The organism is Alteromonas lipotrueae (genome assembly GCF_019249215.1).
Taxonomy (GTDB): domain Bacteria; phylum Pseudomonadota; class Gammaproteobacteria; order Enterobacterales; family Alteromonadaceae; genus Alteromonas; species Alteromonas lipotrueae.
Genome location: NZ_JAESDI010000007.1, coordinates 204,290 through 216,632, shown reverse-complemented (window position 1 = coordinate 216,632; position 12,343 = coordinate 204,290). Strand labels below are relative to the sequence as shown.

General features: G+C 43.7%; 14 protein-coding genes. 9 read left to right on the top strand and 5 right to left on the bottom strand.

Going from position 1 to position 12,343, the window contains the following annotated elements; genetic code table 11:
• Positions 1 to 134 precede the first annotated feature (134 nt).
• Genes JKP82_RS10200 through JKP82_RS10190 form a run of 3 tightly spaced genes read left to right on the top strand, consistent with a single transcriptional unit; the run spans position 135 to position 3,437 of the window.
• Positions 135 to 914: a DeoR/GlpR family DNA-binding transcription regulator gene (locus JKP82_RS10200; protein ID WP_159533951.1), complete on the top strand. Its 780-nt coding sequence runs from the start codon at positions 135 to 137 to the stop codon at positions 912 to 914.
• Between the two features lie 2 nt (positions 915 to 916).
• Complete coding sequence (gene glmS / locus JKP82_RS10195) at positions 917 to 2,749, top strand: glutamine--fructose-6-phosphate transaminase (isomerizing) (RefSeq protein ID WP_218396889.1); 1,833 nt, start codon at positions 917 to 919, stop codon at positions 2,747 to 2,749.
• A 28-nt stretch (positions 2,750 to 2,777) separates the two neighbouring features.
• The gene (locus JKP82_RS10190) at positions 2,778 to 3,437 is read left to right on the top strand and encodes a hypothetical protein (RefSeq protein WP_159533947.1); all 660 of its coding nucleotides are present in this window, start codon (positions 2,778 to 2,780) and stop codon (positions 3,435 to 3,437) included.
• A gap of 37 nt (positions 3,438 to 3,474) precedes the next feature.
• Here the strand turns inward: JKP82_RS10190 and JKP82_RS10185 are convergent, their stop codons facing one another.
• Both JKP82_RS10185 and JKP82_RS10180 read right to left on the bottom strand, forming a co-directional pair.
• Complete coding sequence (locus tag JKP82_RS10185; protein WP_218396887.1) at positions 3,475 to 4,155, bottom strand: spermidine synthase; 681 nt, start codon at positions 4,153 to 4,155, stop codon at positions 3,475 to 3,477.
• A 183-nt stretch (positions 4,156 to 4,338) separates the two neighbouring features.
• Positions 4,339 to 5,844, bottom strand: coding sequence for a S10 family peptidase (locus JKP82_RS10180; RefSeq protein WP_232370706.1), 1,506 nt, complete (start codon positions 5,842 to 5,844; stop codon positions 4,339 to 4,341).
• Positions 5,845 to 6,230: 386 nt separating this feature from the next.
• Between JKP82_RS10180 and JKP82_RS10175 the strand changes: the two genes are divergently transcribed.
• From JKP82_RS10175 to JKP82_RS10160, 4 genes are all read left to right on the top strand, one after another.
• Positions 6,231 to 6,449 (top strand): hypothetical protein, encoded by a 219-nt coding sequence (locus JKP82_RS10175; protein WP_159533941.1) that lies wholly within the window; start codon positions 6,231 to 6,233, stop codon positions 6,447 to 6,449.
• Positions 6,446 to 6,868: an RNA polymerase-binding protein DksA gene (gene dksA / locus JKP82_RS10170; RefSeq protein WP_218396886.1), complete on the top strand. Its 423-nt coding sequence runs from the start codon at positions 6,446 to 6,448 to the stop codon at positions 6,866 to 6,868. The genes JKP82_RS10175 and dksA overlap by 4 nt, the downstream gene beginning before the upstream one ends.
• Before the next feature lie 99 nt (positions 6,869 to 6,967).
• A complete protein-coding gene (locus JKP82_RS10165; RefSeq protein ID WP_218396884.1) occupies positions 6,968 to 7,570 on the top strand; it encodes a ZrgA family zinc uptake protein in 603 nt (200 codons plus the stop codon).
• A gap of 40 nt (positions 7,571 to 7,610) precedes the next feature.
• The gene (locus tag JKP82_RS10160; RefSeq protein ID WP_218396881.1) at positions 7,611 to 8,030 is read left to right on the top strand and encodes a MerC domain-containing protein; all 420 of its coding nucleotides are present in this window, start codon (positions 7,611 to 7,613) and stop codon (positions 8,028 to 8,030) included.
• A 239-nt stretch (positions 8,031 to 8,269) separates the two neighbouring features.
• Here the strand turns inward: JKP82_RS10160 and JKP82_RS10155 are convergent, their stop codons facing one another.
• The 3 genes from JKP82_RS10155 to JKP82_RS10145 are packed head-to-tail and all read right to left on the bottom strand — an operon-like array spanning position 8,270 to position 10,088.
• Positions 8,270 to 9,025: a DUF3299 domain-containing protein gene (locus JKP82_RS10155; protein WP_218396880.1), complete on the bottom strand. Its 756-nt coding sequence runs from the start codon at positions 9,023 to 9,025 to the stop codon at positions 8,270 to 8,272.
• Between the two features lie 16 nt (positions 9,026 to 9,041).
• The gene (locus JKP82_RS10150; RefSeq protein WP_218396878.1) at positions 9,042 to 9,497 is read right to left on the bottom strand and encodes a hypothetical protein; all 456 of its coding nucleotides are present in this window, start codon (positions 9,495 to 9,497) and stop codon (positions 9,042 to 9,044) included.
• A 3-nt stretch (positions 9,498 to 9,500) separates the two neighbouring features.
• Positions 9,501 to 10,088 (bottom strand): DUF3299 domain-containing protein, encoded by a 588-nt coding sequence (locus tag JKP82_RS10145; protein WP_218396876.1) that lies wholly within the window; start codon positions 10,086 to 10,088, stop codon positions 9,501 to 9,503.
• A gap of 203 nt (positions 10,089 to 10,291) precedes the next feature.
• On the opposite strand from JKP82_RS10145, the gene JKP82_RS10140 reads away from it, so the two are divergent.
• Together JKP82_RS10140 and JKP82_RS10135 are read left to right on the top strand one after the other, a co-directional pair.
• A complete protein-coding gene (locus tag JKP82_RS10140; RefSeq protein ID WP_159533927.1) occupies positions 10,292 to 11,035 on the top strand; it encodes an ABC transporter ATP-binding protein in 744 nt (247 codons plus the stop codon).
• Positions 11,035 to 12,270: an ABC transporter permease gene (locus JKP82_RS10135; protein WP_159533925.1), complete on the top strand. Its 1,236-nt coding sequence runs from the start codon at positions 11,035 to 11,037 to the stop codon at positions 12,268 to 12,270. Before JKP82_RS10140 ends, JKP82_RS10135 begins: the two co-directional genes overlap by 1 nt.
• The last annotated feature ends 73 nt before the right edge of the window (positions 12,271 to 12,343 follow it).

Here is a 12,343-nt window from a genome sequence, read left to right as displayed (position 1 = left end):
TAGCTTACATTTCTTTCACTTTGTAAATTATAGCTTTCGTTTTGAAAGTCATGATGTAGAAGTAATGTAGAAATAGTTTAGAAATGGTGTAGAGAAAACACTGTGGTTTTCGTCATATCGGGGTTGGGTTGAGTGTGAAAACAAGTCGTTCTGTAGATCAGCGCCGCGCTGGCATTATTAAATGGGTAAATACTCACGGCTACGCGCAAGTTGAATTCCTCGCGGCCCAGTTCAGTACATCTGAAGTGACTATCCGAAAAGATTTAGCCGCCTTGGCAGACCAAAAAAAGCTTATTCGTCAATTTGGCGGTGCCGCGCCATTATCTGCTTCTCAAGGTGAAACCAATGTAGTGAATTTACCTTCATCGATAAAACAGAATATAGGTAAGCTTGCTGCTAGTCGCATTCAACAAGGCTCAAAAATAGTATTAGATTGCGGCAGTACCATCGCTGCGCTTTTACCTTGCCTTCGTGACATACCCAATCTGGTAGTGATGACCAATGCCTTAGATGCAGCGAGTCAGCTGACCAAAAGCAATAACGAACCGACTATTTTAATGACAGGTGGTACCTGGGACTCGGCATCTCGTTCATTCCAAGGTGCAATGGCCGAACAATTAGTATCGGCATATAGTTTTGATATGGCGTTTATTGGCGCGGCGGGTATTGATGTAAGTCGCGGAACTACTACCTTTAATGAATTAACCGGGCTTACTCGTGCCATGGCACGTGCTGCCCATGAAGTTGTTGTAATGGCAACGTCAAATAAGCTTTCGAACAAAATGCCCAATTTAGAATTGGGCTGGGAAAATATCTCTACCCTTGTGACTGATAATGGCATTAGTGACGAGGATAAATATCTAATTGAACAACAAGGCGTAACGGTGCTGGTCGCTGCGCAAAACGGAGAGTAATTATGTGTGGAATTGTCGGTGCTGTTGGCGAGCGTAATGTTGTTGAAATTCTATTAGAAGGCTTAAAGCGACTTGAATATCGTGGTTACGACTCTTCAGGCGTGGCCTTGTTGCAGCAAGATGGCACACTAAATCGCATAAGAAGTACCGGTAAGGTACAAGAGCTCGTCGATATTATTGCTAACGATGAAGCGTTAGGGACGACCGGTATTGCGCATACCCGTTGGGCCACCCACGGCGGTGTTACTGTAGCCAATGCCCACCCTCATTTCTCTAGCGACCGCGTTGCGGTAGTGCACAATGGTATTATTGAAAACTACCAAACCCTACGCGAACAGCTTTCAGCAAAAGGCTATGTATTTAGCAGCGACACTGACACCGAAACCATCGCCCACACGGTTCATGAAGCATTAGATGCTGGCAAAGACTTATTAGAAGCGGTTCAGACCTCCGTTAAAACATTCCACGGCGCTTACGGTACTGTTGTTATCGACAAAGAAGATGTGGGCCGTATGGTAGTAGCGCGCTCTGGTAGCCCGTTAGTAATTGGTTTAGGGTTAGGCGAAAACTTTGTTGCGTCTGATCAAATGGCACTGTTACCAGTTACACGCCGTTTTATATTTTTAGAAGAAGGTGATGTTGCCGATATTACTCGCCGCACCATTGCTATTTATGACAAAGACGGTAATGCAGTTGAACGTGAAATTATTGAATCTAACGTTGAACACGACGCCGGCGATAAAGGCGCTTACCGTCATTATATGCTCAAAGAAATTCACGAGCAGCCAGTGGTTGTGCGCAATACGTTAAAAGACAGACTAACCGAAAATGGATTAGCGGCAGATGTGTTTGGAAACGGTGCCGATGATATTTTTAGTAAAATTAAACATGTGCAAATTGTAGCCTGTGGTACCAGCTATCATTCCGGTATGACCGCCCGCTACTGGTTAGAAGAATACGCCAATGTGTCGTGCAATATCGAAATTGCCTCTGAGTTTCGTTACCGCAAGTCAGTGGTTCACCCGAATAGCTTACTTATCACCATTTCACAGTCGGGCGAAACAGCCGATACTTTAGCGGCACTACGTTTAGCCAAAGAAATTGGGTATAGCGCAAGTTTAGCTATTTGTAACGTACCGGGTTCTTCGTTGGTACGCGAGTCAGACTTAGCGTTTATGACCCGTGCAGGCGCCGAAATTGGCGTGGCATCAACCAAAGCCTTCACTACCCAGTTAACTGCATTCTTAATGCTAACCCTAGCGTTAGGTGAGAAAAACGGTATGGCTGAAAGTGATAGTAAAGACATCATCAGCGCACTTCAAAGCTTGCCCGCCAAGCTAGAAGAAACCCTAACCATTACCCAAGGTATTGAAGATTTAGCCGAAGAATTTGCCGATAAACAACACAGCTTATTCTTAGGCCGTGGCGATCAATACCCTATTGCCATGGAAGGCGCGCTTAAGCTAAAAGAGATTTCGTATATTCACGCAGAAGCCTATGCATCAGGCGAATTAAAGCACGGCCCATTGGCACTTATCGATGATGAAATGCCGGTTATTGTGGTTGCGCCTAATAACGAATTGCTAGAAAAGCTTAAATCGAATGTGGAAGAAGTACGCGCTCGTGGTGGCATCATGTATGTGTTCGCCGATAAAGACGCCGCGTTCAAAGGTGACGACACCATGCGTGTAATCAATGTACCGCACTGCGAAGCACCTATTGCCCCTATCATTTATACCTTGCCGTTACAGTTGTTGTCGTACTACGTAGCGTTAATTAAAGGTACGGATGTTGACCAACCTCGTAACTTGGCGAAGTCGGTTACTGTGGAGTAGTTCTCTATAAGCGGCTGAGGAGTCTCTTTTGTTGTACCATATTTTAGGTACCGTGAGCGCAGCCGCTTTTTTGCTGACGTGGTACGGGTTAGCAAAGCAAATCACTAATATAGAGACGCTTCGTAAAAGTCATTTGCCTGCTACTCAAAGCTTGTCGGTAAACCAGTTTGCCTCAAGCTTTTTTGCGTTTTATGCCAATTTTATTTTCGGTATTGCGATAGAGCCGCTTAGTCATTATCTCGTCTGGACTCGCTTTGGTGCGCTCCTTCTGATATTGGCAATCCTTTATCAGATTTGGCGAGACAGGCGGTCAATCTCAACTGGTTTTATCGTCAGTTTGTGTGCCGTTGGTGTGGTGATTGGGCTCTGTTCTATAGGCTTTCGTCCTTACCCCAATCTGGCCAAACTTGGGGCTAACAGCCTAATGTTGGTAGTAACAGTGCTACTTATGCAGGGCACACTGCACCAAATAATGGTGTTAAGACGCAGTCGCGTTATCGGTGCGCTGTCGCCAACCTTATTTCGCAGTATTCTAATTAAAGATGTCACTACACTCGCGTTCGCGTTTACGATGCCTATTGCCGTCGCTTGGCCACTTATTCTTCTTAATGGGGCCAGTGTACTCACTCGCGGTAGTTTGTTAATTCAAATGAAAAAAATAAAAAATAATGAGGTCAGCGTTAATTAAACCTAAAATCGCTCTGACCTTTTAACCCCAATTTTTGTTAACCGGCTTTTCTAGCCAAGAATATGGTGTGCTTACTTCCTTTACCCTTGCGGGCTCTGGCAATACGAGTACTCACTACGTAGCCTACGTTTTTTAGGCGAACAGAAAACAAGTAATCAGGCCCAGCAGACCATATGGCTAGCATGCCATTGGGTTTTAGCACTTCATAAATATCTTCTAAGCCGTCGATTGAATAAATCCAATTATTGTCAGAATGGGTTAACCCTTCAGGGCCATTGTCTACATCAAGTAATATGGCGTCGTAGGTAGGTGTTTTAGTATTTAAAAGGTGTTTTACATCACCTACTTTAACATTCGTTCTAGGGTCTTGAAGTGGGTTTTTAGCGCAATTACCTAGTGGGCCTTTGTTCCATTCCACCACCTCAGGAATTAACTCTGCCACCGTTACTTGTGAACTAGGCGTCACTGCTTTTAGCGCAGCTGCAAGGGTGTACCCCATTCCTAAACCGCCTACCAAAACGTGCGCATTATGTGTGGATTTAAGATGCTCGCAGCCCATTTGAGACAGCTCTTTTTCTGAGTTGTATACACGGCTATTCATCAACTCGCCACGAATACCGGATAGGCGAATACTGAATTCTTCATCTCGCTGAGAAAACGTTAATTCACCACCGTTATTTGGAATTTGAGCTGTACCTAATTTAACCCATGGAACCATGTGAAGGCTTTTCCTTTTGACCGCAATTTGTTGCTTGAACTGAATCTAGGCGCGCAGGATAGCACATTTGCCGAGCATTGATGGAGTTAGCGCCTTTAAAGGCGCAAAGTGAAAATTGAGTAAATAGGGTCAGTGTTAATTAACCTTAAAAGTACACTGACCCCATATTCTTTTTATCGCCTTTTATCGGCGATACATCGCGGGTTCACCCTTTTTAGGTGTGCTGTTATTGATAAACTCACGTAAGTCTTGATTAGACTGTTTTAAATCGTCTCGTCGCAAGTACATCATATGCCCGCTTCTATAGCCTTTAAAGCTTAAACGGTCTTGCAAAATGCCGCTTTGATCAAGCTGCCACATAGTATATTTGGCATCAAAATAGTTGGTGGCGCCGTCGTAGTAACCTGCTTGAATCATCACATTCAAGTATGGGTTTTGTGCCATGGCAAGACGCAGGTTTTCGCCAGATTTATTGCCACTTCTGTCCCACGGGTGAACATCGCCAAACATATTATATTTGGTGTCAGTTTTGTAATTTAACTCTTCTCTCAAGTAGTAATTAATGGCGGGAGTAAACGAATGCAGCCATGAAGTAAGCTCTGCCCAGTAATCTGGTCTATCGCCGCTTTGCTTGGCATCTATACCTAAATAGCGGCTATCTAATCGGCCGAGTGTTTTACCTTCATCACGCAGTAGCGATTTCCAAAAATAGGCGGTGCTGACATCAAGGTTGTTTTGTGAAATCGCGTCTTCTGATAACCCCGAATAGCGCGCCATTTTTTTTAGTACAACTCGTTTTTCCTCAGCACCAATAAAGCCACCTTTTGCTAGCGCTGGAATAAGCGTGTTGATGGTGAAATCTTCCACTTCAGGAAGCAGTTCAGTTAAATCTTTATTTTGGAGTTCACGGTCTAACTTTTTGTGATACCAAGCAGTAGCGGCAAAATAAGGTAGGCGATTCGCGGCTTTTACTGGGCCATTGCGTTCAATACCAATATCGGTAGGTGATACTAATATTACGCCATTTAAATACATCCACTGGCGGTTTTGTAATTCAAGGGCTAAACCCGAAACTCGAGTAGTACCATAGCTCTCACCAATGAGGTATTTAGGCGAACGCCAGCGATTATGGCGAGTGACAAAGGTATTTACCCAATCTGCCAGGTAACTGATATCAGCGTTGACGCCAAAAAACATGCTCTTCTGTGCGTCCTTTGAAGGCATTTCACCTTCTTCATTCTCAAGTACGCGGCTGTACCCAGTATTAACGGGGTTAACAAATACGATGTCTGCTACATCTAATATTGAATATGGGTTGGTTTGCACGCCGTACGGCTGTAAGGGGTAGCCTTCATCATCAATATTTAAAATTCGAGGGCCTGTATAGGCCACGTGCATCCATACTGATGCTGAACCGGGGCCACCATTAAAAGAGATAACAAGCGGGCGAGACTCATTGTCTTTTATATCAGTGCGCTGATAGTAGGTGTAAAACAAGGTGGCGACCGCGTCATCCTTGCTATTCCACACCGGTTGCGTACCTGTTGTAGCGCTGTATTTCACGCGCTTACCTAATATTTTGGTTTCATGCTCGGTTACTACACTACTATCGATATCGATGGTGCGTTTATGTGTTTCTTCTGCTGCATTAGCGGTAATAGCGAACAATGCCACTAAAACAAACCACATAGCTTTGCTTTTGATTATTGAATTTATTGAGTTCATCGCGTTTTCTTTTCGTTGTTATTCATCTAATAAATGCCACGTACCTCACTATACCTTGCCGCAGAGGTATAGTGATATTTGCACGACAAAATAGCTAATATTTCCGACTTATACCTATGAGCCTTCCAGCTGAATAGAAAGTGATGGCATAAGCGAGTGTAGCTAGGAAAGGCGCGAAATCCCAAATACTCGCGCTAAGAAACTCAGCACTAAACTGAGCGAGAAGCTAATTTGCACATTCTATCGATGTGATGTTATAACATAATCAGTACGGATTGATAAATAGTAAGGCTCTATTAAATGGACCCTTTGAAATCATATTCTTAGTTTACTGTTAATAAGGTAATCGAATGAAAACGCCAATCATTCCATCAAATTACGGGCAATGGGAGCATTGCATTATAGAAGAGTGTGGTATTCCACTGACGGTATCTTTTGTCGATGAGCGCATCGCAGCAATGAGCGATGTGAAGAATGAGTACACACGACATTTTTTGAATTGCTACGGTAAAAATCATTACGACAATACGATGCGTTGGTTGATGCAAGCGAAGGAAACACTGTCATGAATCAGATAGTCGATAAGCAACAGCTTTTAGATGCCCCTACAGAAGAATATATGAACGAGGCCCAGCTTGATTTCTTCAAAACGCTACTTACCGATTTAAAGAGGAAAACAATGTTGCATATAGAGGAAATGAAGGTTCAATTAAGTGATCCTCCTGAGATAAATGATGATGTAGATCGAGCGCAATACGAGGAGGATTCGCGCATCGGTTTGCGCATTATGGATAGAGAAAGAAAGCTCATACGTAAAATAGACAAATCACTGAAGCGTATTTCAGATGGTGACTTTGGTTATTGCAAAGAGACGGGTGAACCTATTGGCATACCTCGGCTTTTGATTAGACCAATTTCAGAATATTGTGCAGACGTTAAACAAGTTAATGAAGGAAAAGAGCGCCATTTTCAACGAGAGCGAAAGTAACTTAAAAGGCCATTTATGGATGGCCTTTGTTTATTTTAAAAGCGCTAAACGTTAGTGTTCACACGTTATGTAGATCAAAATTTATAAAAAGGTATATTCATGAAAAAGCCCTATTTAGCGGTCTCTTTACTCTTTTTTTCTAGTGTAGGGTTTGCAGTAAATGCACAGCAGCATGTGCACGGGCAAGGCGAGCTTTTAGTTTCTCAAGAGGGCAGCATGCTTCACCTTCAGCTTGTATTACCTGCCGCAGATGCCCTTGGTTTTGAGCACGAGCCTGAAACGACCGAGCAACTAAGTAGTCAAAATTTGCTTGCCGAAAGGTTCACCTTAAATACCAACGTGATAGATGTGGAGGGTAAATGCGAGTTAGTGGGTGTTGAGCACACATTAGAAGCGCATGATGACCATCATAAGAGCGACCATGAAGATGCTCACGAAGCGCACTCGGGTGATCACGACGAGGCGCATGAGAGCGAGCATGCTTTGCACAAAGAACATGACGAACATGAAGGGCACGAAGAAGAAAAGCATCAAAATATTGAAGTTGAATATCAATTTCACTGTGATGATGCGGTGTCTGGCATTACCGTTACCCTATTTGAATCAATGCCATCGCTAAGTGCTATTCAAGCTCAGTGGATCACTGAACGTGGACAAGGTCTTTCTGAGTTATCTGCCCGTCAGCCAACGTTACGTTGGTAAGCTAAGAATCTGGTAGGTTAAAAATAAGGAACCATACTGAATGAATTTTCAAAAAATAAGCGATAAAACTGCCATAGCACTGTCTATGCTATGCGTGGTGCACTGCTTATTATTGCCTGTTTTATTACTTCTTCTCCCACCGCTAGCGGGTGTATTAGCTTTAGATGACGAGTTGTTTCATAAAACGTTGCTTTTCTTCGTTGTGCCAATCAGTGTTATTGCTCTCATGATGGGGTACTTTTATCACCGAAATCACACCATGCTTTTGGTGGGTGGTGTAGGGCTATCATTGCTTATTTTAGCCGTAGTGTTAGGACACGACGTGTTGGGTGAATACGGCGAAGTGGCGTTAACGATTATAGGGTCTAGCTTTATTGCATTTAGTCATATTCGAAACCTAAGACTACGCCGTCAAACAGATAATGAAACCGATTACCCGCACATCATCACACATAAATAACGGCGTACAGGAAGGGTGTGTATTACAACAAGTAAGCTTGAAAAATTAAGTGCTATTCCAACCAATATTATCAGTGGTTTTTTAGGTGTGGGAGCAACAATTAGTTGCATGCCTGCTAGATGAAAACCAAATGCCCTCTGTACTAAATGCTCACTAAATTCCCTTTAAATGCCTAGGATAATAGCTAACGCATACCTGTCAGCGTTTGTGAAAAATAGCATCTATTGTTCTTGATAAACCTAGTGAGCACGAAAGTCATCGGGCTGACCATGGTAAGCCTCAATGTCGTATACGTTAAGGATATACGCTGAGGTTCCAAGGGGGTCTTCAAACATACCCTGTTCTAAAATACCCGTTAACGTAAATGCGTCGGCTAAATTGTGATGGGCAAATCCATCGGGCAGTTGTACAAAAATAATTTGATTGGGTGGTGGAGGGGGAAAGTGAATACAAGCGCCGTAGTAAGGCACCACGAAAAAGCTTTGTAGTGTGCGATCTTCATTCACTTCTATCGGTACAATAAAGCCGGAAATAGAAATCGCTTTGCCTAAAATGGTGTGTACTATATTGGTGGAGTGAAGGGCTGAAATGTAATTTTCATCGCTACTGGCTTGAATAGATAATAGCAATTGATTCGTTATAGACTGAACGGTGCCGATTTGGGTAGGCGATAAGTCACTTGTGTCGTTCCCTGATTGATATTGACGTAAGGTGGCTTCTTCTTGTTCTGGCAGTAAGTCTTGCCAACCTAAGCGTATTACACTTTTTTGTTCAACTTCTTGGCTGAATAAGGCCTGTAACTCGGGGTTGCTGGTCTGATAAAGTGCTTCGCTAGTGTACAACTGATGTTTTATGCTGGGCCAATATAGTTGAACTAGCCTAGTGAATACACTGCCAGCCACTAAGAAAACGAAAAGAAGTAGTACTATCTTCAATGGTTTGCGCTTAGCGATAACTGCAGCCGGCTCGTTTTCTTTAGCAGCGACTTTACTCACTCCCTTATCCACTTTTTTATGCTGAGCGTAGTTCAATTTTCTGACTCAGTGAAAAAGGCTTCCCGTCACTTAACCCATTTATTTGGATGGAAATGTGCGATTGGCCTGGGCGCTTTACCGTAAACGTTAAGTTATAAACGCCAGCGTCTTGTTCCAGTAACACAGCGCTATTTCCCACTATTTCTACGCCATCGCTACCTATAAAACTAACGTTTACATCACGATAGCGTAGCGGTATCACGTAAGATATTTTCGCTGTGGCGGCTTCATCAACAACAACGTCCACCTGTTTAGCGTGTTTAACCGACAGGGTTTGGAAAGCCGACACCTGATAATGTTGCTGAGCAAGGGGGTGTAACCGATTAAAGCCAAAGCCCAAATTACCACCGCCATGCAGGCCGCAAGCATGTGCGGCAGAAACCACTGTCAAAGAGGCTAGCAGGGCAGATAATAGTTTATTAAATCGTGTCATCAATTATCCCTCGTATGGTTTCACATTGACGTGATCTAAACGGTACGCCGCGGTGCCCATCGCATTTTCAGTGGTGTCGATAGCCAAGGTGCCTTCGAACCAGAAAGGATCGTACAAACTTTCTAGTTCAACACCTTGCTCAATACTCACATATATAATCTGATTCGGGGGCGGTGGAGGCATATGAATGCATGCACCGAAGTAAGGTACGATAAAAAATTCTGTGACCATTTGCGATTCGCTGCTTTCAAGAGGAACAATAAAGCCAGGAATACGGATAGGCTTATTCTCAAAGGTTTTAACGACTTGCGTTGATGTCAGCGCTTGCTGAAAGCGGTTGGTAGCTTCGTTATCAAACTCTTGATTACCAAAGGCTTCCACAGAATCTTCTTGAGAGCCGTCTTCAATACCGGCTAAATAATCTGGTGGATTTAGCAGCGCAGCTAAATCTTCTTCAGGCATTAACTGTGTCCATTCCACCTCTTGGTAGTCAGATGCTTCGATATCTTCAGCATATGTTGTAGGATAAAAAAGCATGCCTGCTATCGCGACAAAAATACCAATGCGGGCGCGTAAGAAGAGGTTCATCATTTTATTTAGCCAAGAATTATTATAACAATTAGTGTAAAACGTTATAACATAACATGGTTAAGTTGTATATTTGAAGTCTGGCTGAGCGTACTCCTACAGCAAAGTAGGCTTAGTTTGGCTTGCATGGCGGCCTAATAGAATTAGAGTCAGCGACATCCACTTTTACGCAAGCATCGCGTAACGCATAAAGGAGATGATTCACATTGTCAGCAGCACCAGAGCAACCATTGAAAAATGAAGCACACTCCAAAAACACAGCGCCTAACCAAGGCAATGCTTTTGCGCTTAATGACGTTAAATATCATTATGCAGATTCAAACAGCAGTGGGCTGCATATACCTACGTGGAAGGTGAATTACGGTGATCGTGTTTTCCTACATGGTCATTCAGGCTCTGGCAAAACCACCTTGCTTAATTTGTTAGCAGGGGTGCTAACGCCACAAAGCGGCGAGTTATCGTTACTCGGCAAGCCATTTTCCGCCTTGTCAGCCAGGCAGCGCGATAAGTTTCGCGCGCAGCATATTGGCGTGGTATTTCAGCAATTCAATTTGATTCCCTACCTAAGCGTGCTTAAAAATATTGAGCTGGCCACATATTTCGCAAAAGCTGGCAAAACCAATGTGGCCGATGCGGCCGAAGCGTTGCTGATAGGGCTTAAATTGCCTGCTACTATTCTTCAGCAACCCGCTAATACGCTAAGTGTAGGCCAACAGCAGCGGGTAGCCATTGCCCGTGCGTTAATCAATAAACCAGAAATATTGCTTGTAGATGAACCCACGTCTGCCTTGGATGCTGCCGCACGAGACGCCTTTATGACCATTCTTATCGATATGTGTAAGCAGCACAACACGACACTGATATTTGTAAGTCACGATATGTATTTGAAAAAGTTTTTTGAAACCAGTGTAGAAATGTCCTCTCTAAAACAGCCAGCGGAGAGCATGTAATGTTAGTGTCGTTAGCGTGGAGTAGCTTAGGTAGTCGCAAAAAATCAGTGATATTAACGTTTCTTTCGTTGCTGATTAGTATCAGTGTATTGCTAAGCGTTGAGCACATTCGCCAGCAGGCAAAAGAGAGCTTTAACCGTACGATTTCAGATGTCGACCTTATCGTTGGCGCCCCAAGCGGTCAGCTCAATCTTTTATTGTATTCAGTGTTCAGGATGGGAAGCCCCACCAGTAACATCAACTATGCAAGCTATGAAGCACTGCAAGAAAGTAAATTAGTAGAGTGGGCAATTCCTATCTCTTTAGGAGATTCTCATCGCGGCTTTCGGGTAATGGGGACGAACGACAACTATTTTCAGCATTTCAAGTTTGGTAACAAGCAAGCGCTCAGTTTTCAAAACGGTAATGCCTTCGCGAGCTTATTTGAAGCGGTGATAGGCGCTGATGTGGCCAAAGAGCTGGGTTATAAAGTGGGAGACAGTGTGGTGATTTCTCATGGTATTGGTAACACCAGTTTTACCAATCATGACAATACCCCTTTCACTATCACCGGCATACTTTCAGCCACTGGCACGCCGGTAGATAAAACCGTGCATGTAAGCTTAAACGCGATTGAAGCTATTCATTTATCGGCGTCAAAGCAAAGCCAATTGCTCAACGATGCAACCTCGGTAAATACCACGCCAGACAGCGTAACAGCGGTAATGCTTGGGTTAACCTCAAAGTTTGCAACGTTTAAACTTCAGCGCGATATCAACAACTACAAAACAGATAGGCTTATGGCCATACTGCCTGGCGTGGCGCTAACCGAGCTTTGGCAAATGATGGGTACGGTAGAAAACCTACTGCGAGTGATTAGCATTTTAGTGCTTATATCTTCATTGTTTGGTTTATCGACTATGTTGTTAGCCTCTATGCAGCAGCGTAAAAACGAAATTGCCGTATTGCGAGTATTAGGTGCAGGCCCAGGCGTTATCTTTACCTTGGTATTAGTAGAAGCGTTAATCTTAGTATTGTTAGCGATTGTGGCGGCGATTGGGTTGCTTAGCGCAGCGTTAACCTTATCGAGTGATTGGCTTGCGTCTCAGTATGGTCTATTTTTAAGTGCGAATTTGCTTACCCTGGAAACGCTGAAAGTGGTAAGTGTGATTACCTTGGCGGCTATTGTCACTTCGGCAATCCCAGCCTTTGAAGCGTATAAAAACGCACTGCATAGTTCACTTTCTTCGAAGTAGCGGGTGGTACTGTATACTGATGGGTGACTGGTCAGCAACTTAGTTTACAGCGGCGAGCGTAGTCTTCACAAAG